At 43.4% G+C, this 18,003-nt stretch carries 14 protein-coding genes and 1 other RNA gene; 3 read left to right on the top strand and 12 right to left on the bottom strand.

All coding sequences use genetic code 11. The features are described 5' to 3' along the window. Window positions 1–330: 330 nt before the first annotated feature. Window positions 331–2,961: a DNA polymerase III subunit alpha gene (locus tag V7K67_RS08220; RefSeq protein WP_334733976.1), complete on the bottom strand. Its 2,631-nt coding sequence runs from the start codon at window positions 2,959–2,961 to the stop codon at window positions 331–333. A gap of 193 nt (window positions 2,962–3,154) precedes the next feature. Here V7K67_RS08220 and V7K67_RS08215 point away from each other — a divergent pair, with 193 nt between their 5' ends. Beyond that, the gene (locus V7K67_RS08215; protein ID WP_335165975.1) at window positions 3,155–4,447 is read left to right on the top strand and encodes a dicarboxylate/amino acid:cation symporter; all 1,293 of its coding nucleotides are present in this window, start codon (window positions 3,155–3,157) and stop codon (window positions 4,445–4,447) included. Between the two features lie 133 nt (window positions 4,448–4,580). Here the strand turns inward: V7K67_RS08215 and V7K67_RS08210 are convergent, their stop codons facing one another. Then, entirely contained in the window at window positions 4,581–4,760 is a 180-nt protein-coding gene (locus tag V7K67_RS08210) for a hypothetical protein (protein WP_334709481.1), read from the bottom strand. Between the two features lie 155 nt (window positions 4,761–4,915). Between V7K67_RS08210 and V7K67_RS08205 the strand changes: the two genes are divergently transcribed. Continuing rightward, complete coding sequence (locus tag V7K67_RS08205; RefSeq protein ID WP_334733977.1) at window positions 4,916–5,197, top strand: hypothetical protein; 282 nt, start codon at window positions 4,916–4,918, stop codon at window positions 5,195–5,197. Here the strand turns inward: V7K67_RS08205 and V7K67_RS08200 are convergent. After that, entirely contained in the window at window positions 5,194–6,906 is a 1,713-nt protein-coding gene (locus tag V7K67_RS08200; RefSeq protein ID WP_334709479.1) for a diflavin flavoprotein, read from the bottom strand. The genes V7K67_RS08205 and V7K67_RS08200 overlap by 4 nt on opposite strands. A 170-nt stretch (window positions 6,907–7,076) precedes the next feature. Then, window positions 7,077–8,816: a diflavin flavoprotein gene (locus V7K67_RS08195; protein WP_334733978.1), complete on the bottom strand. Its 1,740-nt coding sequence runs from the start codon at window positions 8,814–8,816 to the stop codon at window positions 7,077–7,079. 1,224 nt (window positions 8,817–10,040) lie between these two features. Here V7K67_RS08195 and V7K67_RS08190 point away from each other — a divergent pair. Next, complete coding sequence (locus V7K67_RS08190; RefSeq protein WP_334709477.1) at window positions 10,041–10,496, top strand: helix-turn-helix domain-containing protein; 456 nt, start codon at window positions 10,041–10,043, stop codon at window positions 10,494–10,496. 326 nt (window positions 10,497–10,822) lie between these two features. Here the strand turns inward: V7K67_RS08190 and ssrA are convergent. From ssrA to atpB, 8 genes are all read right to left on the bottom strand, one after another. Continuing rightward, window positions 10,823–11,212, bottom strand: a transfer-messenger RNA (tmRNA) gene (gene ssrA, locus V7K67_RS08185). 340 nt (window positions 11,213–11,552) lie between these two features. Further along, on the bottom strand, window positions 11,553–12,500 hold the full coding sequence (locus tag V7K67_RS08180) for a F0F1 ATP synthase subunit gamma (protein WP_334709475.1): 948 nt from the start codon (window positions 12,498–12,500) through the stop codon (window positions 11,553–11,555). A 96-nt stretch (window positions 12,501–12,596) separates the two neighbouring features. Beyond that, a complete protein-coding gene (gene atpA / locus V7K67_RS08175; RefSeq protein ID WP_334709474.1) occupies window positions 12,597–14,117 on the bottom strand; it encodes a F0F1 ATP synthase subunit alpha in 1,521 nt (506 codons plus the stop codon). Between the two features lie 197 nt (window positions 14,118–14,314). Continuing rightward, window positions 14,315–14,869 carry an ATP synthase F1 subunit delta gene (gene atpH / locus V7K67_RS08170; protein ID WP_334733981.1) on the bottom strand — a complete coding sequence of 185 codons (555 nt, stop codon included), beginning with the start codon at window positions 14,867–14,869 and terminating at the stop codon, window positions 14,315–14,317. Beyond that, window positions 14,866–15,438 (bottom strand): F0F1 ATP synthase subunit B, encoded by a 573-nt coding sequence (locus V7K67_RS08165; RefSeq protein WP_334733982.1) that lies wholly within the window; start codon window positions 15,436–15,438, stop codon window positions 14,866–14,868. The genes atpH and V7K67_RS08165 overlap by 4 nt, the downstream gene beginning before the upstream one ends. A gap of 235 nt (window positions 15,439–15,673) precedes the next feature. Further along, on the bottom strand, window positions 15,674–16,105 hold the full coding sequence (locus tag V7K67_RS08160) for a F0F1 ATP synthase subunit B' (RefSeq protein WP_334709471.1): 432 nt from the start codon (window positions 16,103–16,105) through the stop codon (window positions 15,674–15,676). A 511-nt stretch (window positions 16,106–16,616) separates the two neighbouring features. Further along, window positions 16,617–16,862, bottom strand: a complete 246-nt coding sequence (gene atpE, locus V7K67_RS08155; protein WP_013192016.1) for an ATP synthase F0 subunit C — start codon at window positions 16,860–16,862, stop codon at window positions 16,617–16,619. Between the two features lie 343 nt (window positions 16,863–17,205). Next, on the bottom strand, window positions 17,206–17,967 hold the full coding sequence (gene atpB, locus V7K67_RS08150) for a F0F1 ATP synthase subunit A (protein WP_334709470.1): 762 nt from the start codon (window positions 17,965–17,967) through the stop codon (window positions 17,206–17,208). Window positions 17,968–18,003 lie beyond the last annotated feature (36 nt).

The following is an 18,003-nucleotide window of genomic DNA, read 5'->3' as shown; positions in this document are numbered from 1 at the left end:
AGCTAAAGTCGTCTGAAGACGACTATGTGAAACTAGTGAACAATTAAACCAAGTTTTTTCTAGTCCTCTTCTAGAGGACTTGCACCATTAGACAGGGAATTCTATTCCCTGGCGATCTGGCGATCTGGTTGGTAAACGAATGAATTTGGTTAGCGAGATGGTATGATAAATTTTTTACGAAGCGACTCTCAAAGAGTATCGCCCTTGACTAAAACCCATCAAACCCTGGTATTATTGGCGCATCTTCCTTAATCTCACGTTTTTAAACGTGGGTTCCCTACACCCTACACCCTACACCCTATCCCCTACACCCTCTGAATACCCCTCCTCTCAATTTGGCAAACCCTCAACCCGCATCAAATCTAATTCGCGTTCAAATATTTCATCAATTGGCAACATTTGACCATCAACAGTCATAAATTTATGGTCTTTTGTTGCCCGAATTATTGAACCGTCTTGCAGGCAATACTCAAATACCTCTTGTTCGCCGCGATCGTGCCACTGTGCTACAGGTTGCGTGTAAATATTTCCATGATTATCAACACTATATACAGTACATTCGATGCGTTTTTCTACAATTTCTCCAATCGGCAGCAATCCATATTCTACGGTTAATATTTCCGTGTCATAGCTTAAACAATATTCAGCAAACTTCAACATTTGCTCAAATAATTCATCCGCAACTTTTTTCTGCACGCCATTTTTCGCTGCGCCATCTACGAATTTTTCTCGCTGCTTTTGCATCTCAGAAACTTTCTTTTTACCCATCGCCCGACGCAGCAAGTCAGCTTGTCCTAAAGAATATCCCGCCATATCTTGAGCAATTTTCATGATTTGCTCTTGATAGACCATAATTCCATAAGTTTCGTCTAATATTGGTTCTAGAACTTGGTGTTGATAATCAATCTTTTCTCGACCATGTTTGCGGTTGATAAATTTAGGAATTAGTCCTGCATCTAATGGGCCGGGTCGATAAAGTGCCAAAATTGAAGAAATATCTTCTATATTAGAAGGCTTCAAATCTCGCACGATCTGACGCATCCCAGAAGATTCTAGTTGAAATATCCCTTCTAGCTCACCTGCTTCTAATAAATCATAAGTTTTTTGGACATCTTTTGGTAAAGTGCTATGTTCACCTTTAGCTAATATCCTCTGGGCTTTTCTTTCCTGGCGGGGAATTTCATCAGGATCAATCCGATATCCTTTGGTTTCTTGAATTAAATCAACAGTTTTTTGAATCAGCGTCAGGTTCCGTAAACCCAGAAAATCCATTTTCAACAAACCCATTGATTCCAAGTCTTCCATGAAATATTGGGTAATTACAGAACCGTCATTATTCTTCTGGAGTGGGACAATTTCATCAAGTGGATCGGCGGAAATTACTACACCTGCTGCATGAACACCAAAAGTTTTGTTAGTTCCTTCAATTCGCATCGCCATATCAAGCCAATGGCGAACATGGGGTTCTTTATCATATTTCTCTTTAAACTCTGGTTCTGGAGTTTGATCGGAAATCATCACCTTAAGTTTCGTTGGTTTCCCCCGTACTACAGGAATCAATTTCGCCATTTTGTCAGCTTCCCCGTAGGGAATATTTAATACTCTGGCGACATCTTTTAAAACTGCTTTAGAAGTTAGACGGTTAAAAGTAATAATTTGGGCAACTCTATCTGCACCATATTTCTCGGTGACATAATCAATAACTTTATCCCGTTGTTCAATACAGAAATCTGTATCAATGTCAGGCATTGATTTCCGTTCTGGATTCAAGAAACGCTCGAATAGTAACCCATGATGTACGGGGTCAATATTAGTAATTCGCATTGCATAGGCAACTAATGAACCAGCCGCCGAACCCCGACCTGGCCCTACAGGAATATTATTATCTCTAGCAAATTTGATGTAGTCCCATACAACTAAAAAGTATTTGGAAAATCCCATCTGCTGAATCATTTTCAGTTCGTATTCCAATCTTTCTTTATAGACGGAATCGACTTCCTGGCGAGATTTGCGATTTAACCGTTCTAAAAGTCCGCTCCATGCAACATCTTCGGCGTAAGTGTCAGCAGTATGACCAGGGGGAATGGGGGGTGTAGGAATCTGAGGCTCACCCATAATATGGTAAGGCTCAACTTTATCAGCGACTTCTTCAGTAGTAGCGATCGCTTCTACAATCACATCATCCGGTAAATGGTCACGAAATAGCTGCCGCATCTCCTCACCAGACTTGAGATACTCCGTACCGCTATAACGCATCCGCTTATCTTCAATAATTAATTTGCCAGTTTGAATACATAGCAAAGCATCGTGGGCTTCAACGTCAAAACAAGAAATAAAATGCGAATCATTAGTCGCAACAATTTTAATTCCTAGTTCCCGCGCAATTTTGACGATTTCAACATTCACAATCCGGTCTTCTTGAGAACCGTGGTCTTGAATTTCTAGATAATAATCATCACCAAATACCTCTTTATACCATTGGGCAACTTTCCGGGCGGCATCTGGTCTATTACTGAGAATCGCTTGGGGAACTTCTCCACCCAAACACGCGCTGGTGACGATCAAGCCTTCATGATATTCTTTTAATAAATCTTTATTAATACAAGGTCGAGAAAAAATTCCTTTACCTTGAACACCTTTCAGGTGAGATATTGTAGTTAATTTAACTAAATTTTTGTAACCTTTGGTATTTTTAGCTAAAACAACTTGATGATATTTGGGGCGGCGTTCTTGTTTCTCAATATCACCGTTAATTACATACATTTCATTGCCGATTATCGGCTTAATATTTTGACTACGGCAGATTTTGATCAGTTCAACGGCTCCATACATGACACCATGATCGGTAAGGGCGATCGCTTTCATCCCCAGTGCGATCGCTCGATCCACCAACTCTGGTAGCTGACTTGCCCCATCGAGCAAACTGTAGTCGCTGTGAATATGTAAAGGAACAAAGGACATAAGCATCTCCAACCACAAGCCAAGATACCTCTAGGGGCCTACCTTGTGGTATACCCTTTCGAGCTAGATTTTGCAAAGCAACGGAACCTTACATTAACAGTTTTTAACCAAAATTAAAGCTGTTCTTTTTCGGGAATTGTCACTATCATTAGTGTTGTTTTAATAGTTACAGCAGTTAAGCAGTACCTAGCCAATGAGTCAAACAGAGAGAACTACTTCGCCTGGAACCAAAGCTAGCCCTTGGTGGCAGCGTATCCCTCTCACCTTGCAAATAGTCATCGCCTTAGTCGCCGCAGTCAGTGTCGGAATTGCCCTTGGTGCAGGGAATCCCAACCCCAGCAACACGGCTTTAATCAACAATTTAGCAATTCCGGCTGAATTGGTGCTAAAGGCTCTCCGCGCTTTGGCTACACCTCTAATTCTGGTAGCGGTGCTGCATACTTTGATGACTACCAATATCCCTGGTACAGCTGGGCGGCGGTTGGCAGTACTACTTTTAACCAACACAACTGTAGCTATTTTAGTGGGACTTTTGGTAGCCAATGTTCTGCGTCCAGGGACTTGGGGTAATGTAGCCACCTCAACCAGTACGGCAATAACTGCTCAGAGTCTCGATCCTTGGGGAATACTCAAAGATGCTGTCCCGGAAGCTGTCCTCAAGCCATTGGTTGATAATAATGTCATCCAACTGATTGTAATTGCCCTGAGTTTTGGCATCGTTCTGCGGGGATTAAAATCTGAACAAATCGCCCAAGGCAAGAATGGATTCCAGCCGATAGAGGATGTCATCGGAATTTTATTTGAAGCGGTAGTCCGCATCCTCAACTGGGTAATTGCCTTAGTGCCGTTCGCAGTCTTTGGAATTGTAGCTAAAACTATTGCGATGCAGGGCTTTGCACCATTTAAATCTTTGGGTGCATTCATCGTAGCCGTATTGTTAGCACTGGTATTACAAGCTTGCTACTACCTCACCAGAGTAAAATTTGGTTCTTGGGTACACCCGTTAAAGTTTCTCGCTGGCGGTTCTGATGCCTTTTTGACAGCTTTCTCAACTTCTTCTTCTGCGGCAGCAATGCCCGTAACCTTTGAGGTTTTGCAAACAAAAGTCGGTTTAAGAGAATCTTCTGCTGCCTTGGGGGCATTAGTCGGGGCAAATTTCAATAATGATGGTACTGCCCTCTATGAAGCAATGTCTGCTTTGTATATTTCCCAACTAATTGGGCAACATCTGAGCTTGACACAGCAGTTAGTTGTCATCCTTACCTCAATATTTGCCTCGGTAGGTGCGGCAAATATTCCCAATGCTGGACTGGTGACAATGACACTGGTGTTCACTTCTGTAGGCTTACCTACCCAGTACATCGCTTTGCTAGTTACTGTAGACTGGTTTTTGGATCGCTGCCGCACCGCAATTAATGTCATGGGAGATATGACTGTCAGTGCTTTACTTGATGGCAAAAAGCCAGGTTCTTTAGATGAGGCTTAGTTTGTCAGCTTTTAGTTGAGTGAAGCAGCTTTTCAAATATCTAATAGACATCTCCAGAAATTAAATATGCGTTATCCAGAGTCCTTGTAGAGACGTAGCACTGCTACGTCTCTACATTCATTTTCGGAGATATCTAATGCTGTTGAGGCCCTTTGGCGTCACATTCTTTACTCCAGCAACGTTCTAGAAGTTGTAGACGCCAGATCAAGACAAAGCGTTGGGGATTCAACACTAATTTAGTCTCGCGGCTAAATAAGGGCTGGTTCAGATATTGCCAAAGAGGAAATTTAATTTTGGTGTGTTTTGGAGTCATAAGAACAACAAAATAATATAAAAGTTTTGTCTAGAAACTGCCTGATAGTGTTTTTCTAGTTAAAGGCTACACTGCGCTTTTGCAATTGTCTTTGTGGCAATTGCGGAATTTCAGTAGGTGAATTTATGTTATTTCCGCTTTAATACTGAAATTGCATGAACCATTTTTCTGATTCCACATCCTGTGAAAAGTCAGATATCTTGGTAAGGGCTTACAGAGGTTCGCCTCTATCGCTTATTGTTGCAAAAATTTTTGTTAGCGATCGCATCGCCATCCAGAATCTTAACTCGGTAAGTCTGTTAGGAAATCGGGTAGTAAAATTAGCAGCAGCTAGCGTGGTAGACACAAAAATGGGACTGGCAAGATGCCTATCCCACAAGAAAAAAGAGAATTTTTATCAAAAGCAGTTTTGTGAGGTTAAACTTCTCACTACCTAATAATGAGTGCCTGTTTTACGATGGTTGATGGCAGTAACAGCATCAGGCTTGAGTAATTTACCTTCGTCTACAGTTGCATAGATGACCCAATGATCGCCACATTCTAGACGTTGATTGACTGAGCATTCCAAATATGCTAGAGCGTCGGTGAGGACAGTACAGCCATTATCCGCAACTGCTGTACTAAAGTTGGCAAATCGATCTTCTCCAGGGGCAAAAGATTTACGGAAATGTTTCATGTAATCTTGATGATTGCCTTCAGGTAGAATATTTAAGGCAAACTTACCGCCTGGATACATCAAAGATTCGATCGCTCGGTCTTTGGCGATCGCAACAGTTAGTCCAGGTGGATTGAAGGTGGCTTGAGAAACCCAAGCGCCTAGCATTGCAGTAGACACTTCTCCAAGTTTCGCTGTCACCACGCAAACGGAACCAACAATGCGACCAACAGCTTGTTCCACTGGGGTAGCGGCTTGTTGTGGTACGCGTACCTTTTTAGCCTTTCTCAGTGCTTGGGCAAAGTCTGTACCTAGTTCTTCACAGAATTTGAGAGTGACATCATCAGGTTTAAACTTCACCTTCAAGGTGTCAAAGCCAAAGCGATATCCGGCATCCCGGAGTTTACCTTCGATTAAGTCAAATGCTTCGCCACTCCAGCCGTAGGAACCAAAAACCCCGGCGAGTTTGCTATTGTCACCACTCGATAGCACAATTCCTAAAGCAGTGTGAATGGGAGTTGGTGCATGACCACCGATGGTAGGAGAACCAATGATAAAACCCTCTGACTGCGCTAGGTTGATGCGAATTTCATCAGGGGTAGCAAATTCGCAGTTGATGGATTTAACTGCGACTCCACCTTTAGTTAGTCCCAGAGCGATCGCGTGTGCTAAAGTAGCCGTATTTCCGTAAGCTGAAGCGTAAAGTAGGGCAACGGAAATTTCGCGATCGTTGTGAGAATGACTCCACTCTCCATAAGCTTTGGTGAGTTCGATTAAACTACTGCGTACCAAGGGCCCATGACCCACAGCATACATTCTCACCTGTAAATCTGAGATTTTCTCCAAAGCTGCTTGCACATGAAGAGTTTGGGGAGCCATCAAGCAGTTAAAGTAGTAACGCTGGTCTTCTTTGAGCGCTTCCCAGTTATCATCAAACACTTCATCACCACAGAGATGAGTTGCAAATAACTTATCTGTGTAGAGAATTTGGGTTTGCTGATCGTAGGTACAAAGTCCTTCCGGCCAACGCGGACTGGGAGTGGGCAAGAATTTTAAAACATGACCCTTGCCTAAATCCAGAGTTTCTTTCCCTCGCATCACCAAGACATTTAAATCTTGTTCTAGAAAAGCAGCACGCAAATTGTTCGCACCGAGAAGAGAACAGACAAAAGTTACCTGTGGTGCCAGTTCTAAAATTGCTTTGAGAGTTGCAACTCGGTTGGGATTAAAATGACCCAGGATAATATAATCCAAACGTTGTAAATCTAAAGTCTGCCGCAATGCCTCTAAATAAATTTCGGTAAAGCTTTCTGGCGGTGGATCAATAAGTGCGGTTTTATCAGCTTCAATTAAATAGCAATTGGAGGTTGTACCTCTTTCAAGTGCGTATTCAATTTCAAACCGCAGACGTGACCAACTACGTGCCCTGATAGCTTTAGTATTTGTAGCAATTGGTAAAACTTGGACGTCGCGTGGCTTGGAATTGGTCATAGCTGTTTTATAGTTGGGGAACAGAGACTAGGGACTGGGGACTAGGGACTAGGGGTTGGGGACTGGGGACTGGGGAATGGTAACTAGGGACTGGGGAATGGTAACTAGGGACTAGCGACAAGGGAAGAGTTTTCCCAATCCCCAATACCCAGTCCCCAATACCCAATTCCTTAGTAGTAATTACCTACTTTGCGATGGCGAACAGCGGTCAATCCATCGTTTTTGGAGACACGACCTTCTTGGACGGTGCAGTATAAAATCCAGTGGTCGCTGCATTCCATGCTGGTCTGTATTTCACATTCCATGTATGCCAAAGCATCAGTTAGAATCGGCGAACCGTTTTTTGCGGTTTGAGTTTTTACTCCTGCAAAGCGGTCAGCACCAGGATGCAAGCGCTTGAGAAAGTGTTTCTTGAGTTCTTGAAAATTGCCTTCTTCCAAAACGTTGAGGACGAAGCGATCGCCTACTTGCATTAAGGAATCAATGGCGCGGTCTTTCGCAACGGCAATTGTGAATCCTAAGGGTTGCAAACTCGCTTGCGTTACCCAGGATGCCAGCATTGCACTTGAGACGTTATCTTTTTTGGTGGTGACTATATATAGTCCGCTGCTAATGCGACCCAGCGCCTTTTCCATGTTGACATCAAGGGACTTGATTTGCTTGATGTTGCGATCGCGCACTAGCAATTGTCCGATGTCTTTACCCGCTTCTTCACACAACTGGAATGTTGATGCAGTGGGAGTCTCTTTAATCCGAATGGGTGGGAAAGCTTCTTTGATGCCAGAGTCAAGAAATTGTCTGCGGAGTGTATCAATAGGTTCATCATCCCCACCGTAACATTCAAACAGCCCAATAAATTGCTTGTTCTTGGCAACAGCTAGCACCGAACTGATACTAGCTTGGGCGGCGGCGGCGGTAGTCGAGGGCATACCGATAATGATCCCAGCTGCTCTCCCGGCTAGTTCTTGAATTTCTTGGCTCCCAGCAGTACTCAGATCCAGTACTTCTACCCCAACGCCAGTTTTCAGTATACCTTCGGCAATGGCGTGACCAAGGCGTTCGCCATACCCATATTCTGAGACAAAAAACAAGCCGACGGTGGTTTCTGCTTTAGCTTGTTTTTGGCTCCAATTTTCGTAGCACCCGGTCAGAACATCTAGATGGTGGTATAGTAGAGGGCCGTGACCGTTGGCAATAATATTAATCTTCCCTAGTTCGCCCATCCGCTTCATGGCATTCACCAAAGAACGAGCGTTAGGGCCCATCAAGCAGTCGTAGTAAAATCTAAAGTCAGCTTCGATCGCTTCTAAATCTTCGTCAAAGGTGCGATCGTCACAAAAGTGCATCCCAAAAGCATCACAGGTGTAGAGAATTTGGGTTTTGCGGTCAAAGCTAAAGATTGTATCTGGCCAGTGTAGGTTAGGCGCACTCACGAATTCGATTTCGTGTCCTTTACCAATATCGATGCGATCGCCAGTTTTGACAACCCGCTTAGAAAAAGGATCGTGTACTAAGCCTTCTAAAAACTGAAGCGCAACTTTTGAGGCTAAAACGGTAGCTCTAGGAGCTAACTGGAGAACATCTTCTACTAAGCCGCTATGGTCTGGCTCTGTGTGACTGACAATGATGTAATCAATTGTCTTAGGGTTAACAAGACCTTTGAGAGTCTCTAAATACAGATTGCGAAACTTCTGATGAGAAGTATCAATCAAAACTGTTTGTTCGCCCCTAATTAGATATGAATTATAGGTTGTGCCATTTTGCAGTCCGAATTCGATATCGAAGCGATCGCGATCCCAATCAAGAGAGCGAATCGCCGTTGTGTTAGGGGCAATTTCGACAGTTTGTATAGTTAGCCGATGTTGAACGTTCTCTGCGTTGGCCTTGCCGGTCGTAGACATCGCTACCATTATTCGTCTCCGAGCGCAAATTAACAGGTTTTTCTTCTGCCCCCATTGTCTCTATTATTTAATGTTGAATTTGTAATGAATATCAGTTTTTGAAAAATTTAACTTGTATCAATTATTGCTGTTTTTTAGCAATAAATATGAATCCTCAAAATCTACTAAACATTAATTAAATTTTCAACTTTACTGAGTATTGATTTTTGCTGATTTATCTCGTCTCATCCTAATTTAAAAATATCATACCAATTATGTTTTTTGACCAGAAAGGCATAGTTTAAACAATATTTTATTACTATTCGATTTACCAACCCTAAATTACCTGTAATGCTTGATGTTTTCAGGAGGCAGGAGGAACCCATGTTTAAAACATGGGATTGTAGCAAGGACGCAATGCAAGTCGCGCTACGCGTCTCTTAAAATTCTTTTTTTGACTACATCTCTATACCTAGAACTAAAGTTTTCTTCCTTCTACCCCATACCTTTCTTTGTAAGAAAATATATTTATATGTCAAGTAGAAAACTTATTTTTTTCGGGATACTCCCTTAAAAGTAATTAGAAAAGGTAGGAAAAGTAGGAAAAAATTTTTTAGGCTTTCAATAAGCATCACATAAGCTGTTAATACTAGTTAATCCAATGAGTATTGAATATGTTGTTGTCTTAATCAAAAATTTGGTTACGTAAAATATAAACTTTGTGTAAAGTCGAGAAAAAAATATTTTTTTAGAGATAACCAAGGCAAATTTCTAGAGACTAGTTGAATAAAAAGGAACAAGGTCTGTATATCTTTTTCTACTCATCCAAAGGAAAACTAGCGTAAAAATAATTTTTAAAGTTTTGATAAACCTCCGTAACCATACGAATAATCTCAGAAATTTAATGATACAGTCCTTTATTATCGACTTTAGACATTAATCAGGACAAAGCCAACAAATTATTCTTGTCGTAGCTTGAAGCTGTAGCTTATAGCTACGACAAGAATAGGTTTGCCTATATAGGTAGGTTAATGGTGTCATCTCTGATATACCAAACTTTTTAGAAAAATCCATTTTTGATGATAAATTGCAAACTTTGATAGCGTTCTCAAGGCAATACTTCTCGCGTAGCAGCCTTCAAAATGCCAGCATCCTTAATACTTGTAGTCAAGTCTTAAGGGCGTAAAAATTAATACCTAGTTGACTATGTATGCAGGCGTGAATAGACATAAAAAGTGTAAAAGGTTATTGTTTATGGGATGCCGATTAAAAGTGTTTCTAACTAAAGAAGAAAAGCTGACTTTAGAAGAGTTGAGAAAAGCCAAAGATATTCCTCAACGTACTAAGGATCGCGCTCAAGTTTTACTGCTGAATACTCGCGGCTTAAAAAATGAGGAAATTGCAAAAGGCTTAAACTGGGCGATTTCAACAGTGCGTCAAACCCTTCATCGCTGGGAAAAGATGGGTTTAGCAGGTTTATGGGATGCTCCTGGTCGAGGAGGAAAACCCCGATATTCGGAATCAGATTTAGTTTATCTCGAAAATTGTTTAGCTCAAGAGTCAGAGACTTATAACTCTAAACAATTAGCTAAAAAACTGGCATCTGAGCGTCAAGTAAACTTGAGTGCAGATCGATTACGACGGCTATTGAAAAAAAGGGGAAGGAGGTTTGGAAGCGCACGTACACAAACCCAGGAACAGCATAATTAGCTGATTAAACCATCTTGGACTCGAATTACTCGTTTCGTTTGAGCAGCGACTTATTCCTCTGTGTTCTCTGTGTCTCTGTGGTAGCCTGCGGCAAGCCCTCCGGGTGACGCTCCTAACGTCGCTAACGCTGCGCTAACAGCAGTCGCTCATGTGGGAAACCCCGAAGACCGCGCTGCTTCACCGCTTTGCGTCTACGTTTATTTGGATGTGGAATGTTTTGACAAGAGTAAAAAATCAATTCCAGATGCAATCCTTATCCCCCGCTCACAATCCCCACCTTATGAGTACATTGAAGGTGGGGACTTCCGCGACGCGTTAACTATTTTTAGTGGATCCGAGCAGAGTCGAACTGCTGTCCAAATTGGGTATTGACCCCCCGCTCATTCACAGGTTTAGCCTTTCTGACCCTCAAGGCGGGAATCGTTCATTATCCCGAACGTAGGATGCTCTGATTTAATCTTAGCTAACAAGCCAACCAGAGAACGCTTGCTAGAGCATCCGTTGGGGTTTGGTCTTCAGTCCTTAACGGAGTCAAACCGAAGACGCTCGAACCTATAAGAGGTGTTTAGGCAGCTACTAGAGCATCCTTACGAGCAAAGCTAACGATGTTATTCGCATTTACTTTTTGTTTGAGCCTTTGATTTCCGAGAGGAGACTCACTCTCGACCTGAATCACAGAGCAGCGTTCGCCAACCTGTCGAAACCGTGACGGACCCATGCGTTTCATACTTCAATTATAATACGCAATTATTGAATTTGTAATTTGTAATTCGTAATTCGTAATTAAGTAAGTCGGTGAGAAAAATTCAATGTATATGAAGAAATATAAATTAGCTGTCGGGTGTGTTATGCCTTACAGCAACGCACCTGAGATTGTTGACGGTGCGGCGCTTGGCGACAACACTACATTAAAATTCCTTAAAATAGCTGGAAATATTAGCACCGACTTACTTAATCAAGTTAAGATATATGGCTCTAATTACTCAAAATAGCCAATCGCTAATTTTAAAACCATTAGCAATTGGCTATTGACCACGATCCACAACAAGTATTTTTCTAAGTTAGTGCTTCAGCACCGCCCACAACCTCAAGGAGTTCTTGAGTAATTGCAGCTTGTCGAGCTTTGTTGTAAGACAGGGTGAGGGTGTTAATCAGTTCACCGGCATTTTCACTGGCATTACTCATGGCTGTCATCCGCGCTGCTAGTTCACTAGCTGCCGATTCTTGCAGCGCCCGCAATAGCTGGTTACTCAGATACAGGGGCAATAGAGAATCGAGAATCTGCACTGGATCTTGCTCGAAAATCATGTCAGGAGCCAATGGGCGGACTTCCTTAGTCACTTTCTCCCGTTCGACTTCAAATTTACCGCCACGGGTTGTCAAGCGGAAGACTTCATCATCGGCTGCTTCTAGACCTTGTGGATCAAGAGGCAGTAGGGTTTGGATCACAGGACGGGAGCTAACTAATGAAAGGAATCTGGTATAGATTAATTCGATGCGGTCAACTTCTTCCGAAAGGAACAAAGAAAGTAGTTGATCGGCAATCTGATTGGCTTCCGCTGCGGTGGGAATTTGTTCTAAGCCGCTGTAGGTGGCATCAATTGGCTGATCCCGGCGTTGAAAGTACTGTGTAGCTTTGCGCCCGACGATCACAAATTGATAGTTTAAACCTTCTGCCTTAATTTCTTTGGCGCGGTTTTCTGCACGACGGATGACGTTATTATTGTAGCCGCCGCATAGACCGCGATCGCCTGAAATAACCAACAACCCAACTGACTTAACTTGGCGTTTTTTCAATAGTGGTAGGTTTGCTTCTTCAAAGCGCAGACGACTTTGTAAACCATACAATACTTGTGCCAAGCGATCGGCAAAGGGGCGAGTTGCTAGCACCTGTTCTTGCGCCCGGCGCACTCTAGCCGCAGCTACGAGACGCATGGCTTCTGTGATTTTTTTGGTGTTTTTGACCGACTGAATGCGATCGCGTATTGCTTTTAGATTGGGCATATTCTTGAGTTAGGAGTTAGGAGTTAGGAGTTAGGAGTTAAGAGCTAGGAGTATTTCATTAACTTTTAACTCTTAACTCTTCACTCCTCACTTTAATTACGCTGCTGCCTTGAAGGTTTTCTTGTATTCGCTAAGTGCTTCCTTCAAAGCAGCTTCTTCTGCATCACCTAGTGCTTTGGAGGCTTGTACTCCTTGGGCATACTGGGTTTTACCAGTCTTTAAGTACTCGCGCAGACCTTGGGTAAAGGTTGTAACTTTATCTACAGGAACGTCATCCAAGTAACCATTGATACCAGCGTAGAGAATTGCTACTTGCTCGTATACCGAGAGTGGCGAATTTTGTGGCTGTTTGAGAAGTTCGCGTAACCGTTGACCCCGTGCTAACTGGTCTTGAGTGGCTTTATCCAAGTCAGAAGCAAATTGAGCGAAGGCTTGCAGGTCGTCAAATTGGGCTAGTTCCAATTTAATCTTACCAGCAACTTTTTTCATTGCCTTGGTTTGAGCGGCAGAACCTACGCGGGATACAGAAATACCGGGGTTCACAGCCGGACGGATACCAGCGTTAAACAAGTCAGAAGACAGGAATATCTGACCATCGGTAATAGAAATTACGTTGGTGGGGATGTATGCTGAAACGTCACCAGCTTGGGTTTCGATAATTGGTAGGGCGGTCATACTGCCTTTACCTAATTCGTCACTCAGCTTTGCTGCTCTTTCTAACAAACGAGAGTGAATGTAGAATACATCTCCAGGATAAGCTTCGCGTCCGGGTGGACGACGTAGCAGTAGGGACATTTGGCGATAAGCTTGGGCTTGCTTGGAGAGGTCATCATAAATTACCAGGGTAGCTTTGCCTTTGTACATAAAGTACTCAGCAATAGTTGCGCCTGTGTAGGGAGCTAGGTATTGTAGGGTTGCAGGTTCACTGGCGCTAGCAAAAACAACGACGGTGTAATCCATCGCGCCTTTTTCTTGCAATGTTTGCACCACGTTAGCAACTGTGGAAGCCTTTTGACCGATCGCAACGTAGACACAAACTACATCTTCTTCTTTTTGGTTGATGATAGTGTCGATCGCGATCGCAGTTTTACCGGTTTGGCGATCGCCGATAATCAATTCCCGTTGACCACGACCGATGGGAATCATTGAGTCAATAGCTGTGATACCCGTTTGCATGGGTTCATGTACAGACCGACGGGCAATAATACCGGGTGCTGGAGATTCAATCAAACGGCTTTCTGAGGACTTGATGTCTCCCTTGCCATCGATGGGGCGACCCAAAGCGTCTACAACTCGTCCAATTAAGGCTTCTCCTACTGGAATCTGAGCAATTCTACCAGTGGCAGTTACAGAACTACCTTCTTGAATTTCCAGCCCTTCACCCATCAACACCGCGCCCACGTTGTCTTCTTCTAAGTTTTGGGCGATGCCAATTGTGCCATCTTCAAATTCCAAAAGTTCCCCAGACATAGCCTTTTCCAGACCATAAATCCGGGCAATACCATCACCAACTTGGAGAACAGTACCAACGTTAGCAACTTTGACCTCTTGATCGTATTGCTCGATTTGTTGTTGGATAATGCTGCTAATTTCGTCAGGTCTAATTGATATGCTCATGTGTCTATCTTTTTTGCTTTCGAGACTGAAAAATTCAAGAGTTAGGAGTTAACAGTTAGGAGTGATGAGTTAAGAGTGATGAGTTAAAAATGCAAGAATTACAAGTTAAAAGTCAAAATAAATTACTATTTACTTAACTCCTAACTCCTAACTTCTAACTTCTAACTCCTAACTTCTAACTCCTAACTCCTAACTTTCTAACCACTGGTTAAGCGCAATGAAAGGCGGCGCAACTGACCCCGGATACTAGCGTCAATTACCTGTGAACCTACTTTAATGATCACACCACCAATTAACTCGCTGTCTACCTTGGTTTCTAGTTCTACCTGGCGAGCATTGGAGATGGCGATGACCTTTTGGATGATTGCCTGCTGTTGAGCTTCTGTGAGGGGAACGGCTGAAATTACTTCCGCTAATACGGTTTGATTCAGCTGCCGCAACAGCGCCAGATATTGTTGAAAAATTGATTCCAAGAAGGCAATGCGGCGTTTGTCTACTAGTATCAACAAAAAGTTGCGTAAGTAGGGGTTAGCGCCTTCACCGAGTATTTGTTTGATGAGAGCTTTTTTGTTCTCAGACTGAATAAACGGGTTGCTGAAGAAGTTATGTAGCTGTTTGTCTGCCCTGAGCAGTCCCAGGAAAGTCCGCGCATCTGTCCCGAATTCTTCTGTCAAGTTTTTCGATTGCGCTATTGACAAAAGTGCCTGTGCGTAAGGTTGGGCTACTTCGGCTGCCGCTACCTGACTTGTCATACATTGCCTCCCAGTTGTGCGATGCTGCGGTCAATTAAACTTTGTTGAGCATCGTCGGCAATCCCGGTTTTGAGTTGCGATTCGACTTTTTGCAATGCTAGTGTAGCAACCCGTTGCCGCAGTTGAGCGATCGCTCGATCAGTTTCAGTGTTTAAATCTGCTGCTGCTGTTTGTTTCAAGCGTTCTACGTCTTGCACTGCCTTCGCTAACAAGGCTTCTTTCGCTTTTTGGGCGTTTTCTTCAGCAGATTGGCGGATGCGTTGTGCTTCTGCCTGAGATTGCTTTAACTGCTCTTGTGCTTTAGATAAGGCAGCCTTTGCCTCTTTTAAGCGCCCTTCTGCTTCCTGAATTGCGGTGGCAATATTGGATTGTCGCTCGTTCAGGATGTTGCTTAAAACTTTACGTCCGAAGTAAAATAATATGCCAATCAGAATCGCTAGATTTATCAGGTTGGTTTCAAAAATGTCTAGGTTTAGACCGAAACCACCTTCTGCTGCGCCTTCTGCCAATTCAGACTGAACAGCGTTCGCTTCTGCGGCAAGTAATAAGAATGTGCCCATGATACCCATTTACAAGTGCGCTGCTCGCTTGGTAATACGTTGTATTTTCCCTTTGGGAAATGAAGTATCTTCCCCCTTTGGGAAATGAAGTATCTTCCCCCTTTGGGAAATGAAGTATCTTTTCCCGTAGTAAATAAAGTATCTTTATCCCGTAGGGAAAAAGTGTCTTGATTTAACACTTAAATTTTGCGCTCTGGACTAGGGCCCTGTTGCGCGTAGCTTTCATAGAACCAGTCTCGTTAGCTTATCTAACTGGAGTTGGCCCCAATAGTTTTTCTAGAATCTGCCTACTTAGAGCATCAACTTGTTGCTCTAAGGTGCGAAAAGCTTCCTGCTTTTGTTGTTCTATTTCAACAGCAGCTTGTTCTCGTTGAGTCTGAGCTTCCTTTTGGGCCTCAGCTATTTTCTCGGCAGTAATTTTTTTAGCTTCCAGTTGAGCGGCTTCTACAGTAGCTTGCGATTGTCTGCGAGCGTCTGCGAGTTGCTGTTCATATTCGGCGGCTAAACGCTCGGCTTTTGCCAAGCTCTCCCGCGACTCAAGGGTATTCGTTCGGATATAATTATCGCGATCGTCTAGTACCTTGGTCAGTGGCTTATAGAAAATTGCATTCAACAAAGCTGCTAATAGCAGGAATTGCAATGCCATGAAGGGCAAGGTAGCATCGAAATCAAACATTTCTCTCCTCTTTGGCTGGAGTAGCAGTTTTCGTGACAACTCTCACCGCTAATTGCAAGCAATGTAGCGGGAGCATCTAACCTCGCGATTAGAATTTGCTGATTCACGGGACTGGTATTCCAGTATCCTCCACAGCCAGCAACGATCCGTCCAGACCGCCGTTTTGAACAAGTACAAAGCGAAAAGTGTGGTCTTCTCCCAAAGGGAGAGGCTAGCGCCAAGGGAGCCAGTGCGGTCTTCTCCCAAGGGGAGACGCTAAAAGCGATGGGGTCTCCCCAAGTGGAGCATCTGGCGTGGTTTCCCCCATGAACAACTTTTTAAGACAAGTATGTTCAACCTATTACGCACTTAGATTTGTTCAGGAGACAAGGTTAGGCAATGTACCCAAAACTCTTGATCATCCAAAATCCAAAAGCTAAAATTGGTAGTCAATTAGAACGGATAACCAAAATATTTTCGATTGTAGAGGCGTGATGGTTCACGTCTCCACACTCACAAAAACTTTCAGGTATTAGGCGAAGGGGTTAGCAAACAGCAATACCAGAGCAATCACTAGACCATAGATAGTCAAGGATTCCATGAAAGCCAAGGTCAATAGCAGAGTACCGCGAATTTTTCCTTCTGCTTCAGGTTGACGAGCAATACCTTCTACTGCTTGTCCAGCAGCATTACCTTGACCAATACCAGGGCCAATTGCAGCTAAACCAATCGCTAAAGCAGCAGCGAGAACTGAAGCAGCCTGAACTAATGGATCCATGTTGATTTTCCTTGCTTTGATTACAAAACTAACAAAAGGTACGTTAACGATTAGAACGTGTTTTTCACGCTGCACTGGGTTCTTTGATCGCGCTTTGCGATGTTTTGAGCGAATATGCTCTTGGAACTGTGCTTTGAACCTCGCATTGACGTGAAGTCACGCGATTCCTGCTTCAACGATCTCCGCCTGGATTACTCCAGGTCTTATAAGTTCTCCACAGTCATTTAAAGCCTCCGGGGCACTGACGGCGGCTAAACTAAGCTGCAAATCCATTCAAATATGGAGCGCCTAACTCATGAATAGAAGTCACAAGTGTGTGGCTTGCAGAAATCAACTGAGAAGCTTAATGCTCCTCATGCTCTTCTTCACCGTGTCCCTCCATTGCCTCATGAATGTAAGCTCCGGCTAGGGTGGCAAAAACCAGGGCTTGAATGGCACTGGTAAATAAACCCAAGGCCATTACAGGCAGAGGTACAAATAGAGGAACTAGCAGCACCAGCACCGCTACTACCAATTCATCCGCCAAAATATTACCAAATAGCCGGAAGCTTAGGGAGAGGGGCTTGGTGAAATCTTCGAGAATTGCGATCGGCAATAGAATGGGTGTCGGCTCGATATATTTCTTAAAGTAGCCCAAACCACGCTTGCTAAAACCTGCGTAAAAATACGCTAAAGAGGTCAGCAGTGCCAATGCAACAGTCGTATTGATGTCATTGGTGGGAGCTGCCAATTCACCCGAAGGTAGCTTGATGAGCTTCCAGGGAATTAGCGCCCCTGACCAGTTCGATACGAAAATAAACAGAAACAATGTGCCAATAAATGGCACCCAAGGGCGGTACTCTTTCTCACCGAGTTGGTCTTTCGCCAAACCACGAATAAATTCTAGGGCATACTCCATCAAATTTTGGATGCCACTAGGAATTCTTTTTGCATTGCGAGTAGCTGCTATTGAAGCCACTACTAGAATGCTAATCACAAACCATGAGGTGAGAAAAACTTGCCCATGAATTTTAAGATTGCCCAACTGCCAGTAGAAATGTTGACCTACTTCTAATTCGGCGAGGGGAAAAGAATTAAAGGCGTTTAAGACACTAAGCATTTGCATTCTTCAAGCATTTTCCCCAACGAGCGAGGATGGGAT

The sequence above is a fragment of the Nostoc sp. genome (assembly GCF_036917155.1).
Lineage (GTDB): Bacteria > Cyanobacteriota > Cyanobacteriia > Cyanobacteriales > Nostocaceae > Nostoc.
The sequence above is the reverse complement of the archived record's forward strand: the minus strand, read 5'-3'. Positions and strand labels throughout refer to the sequence as shown.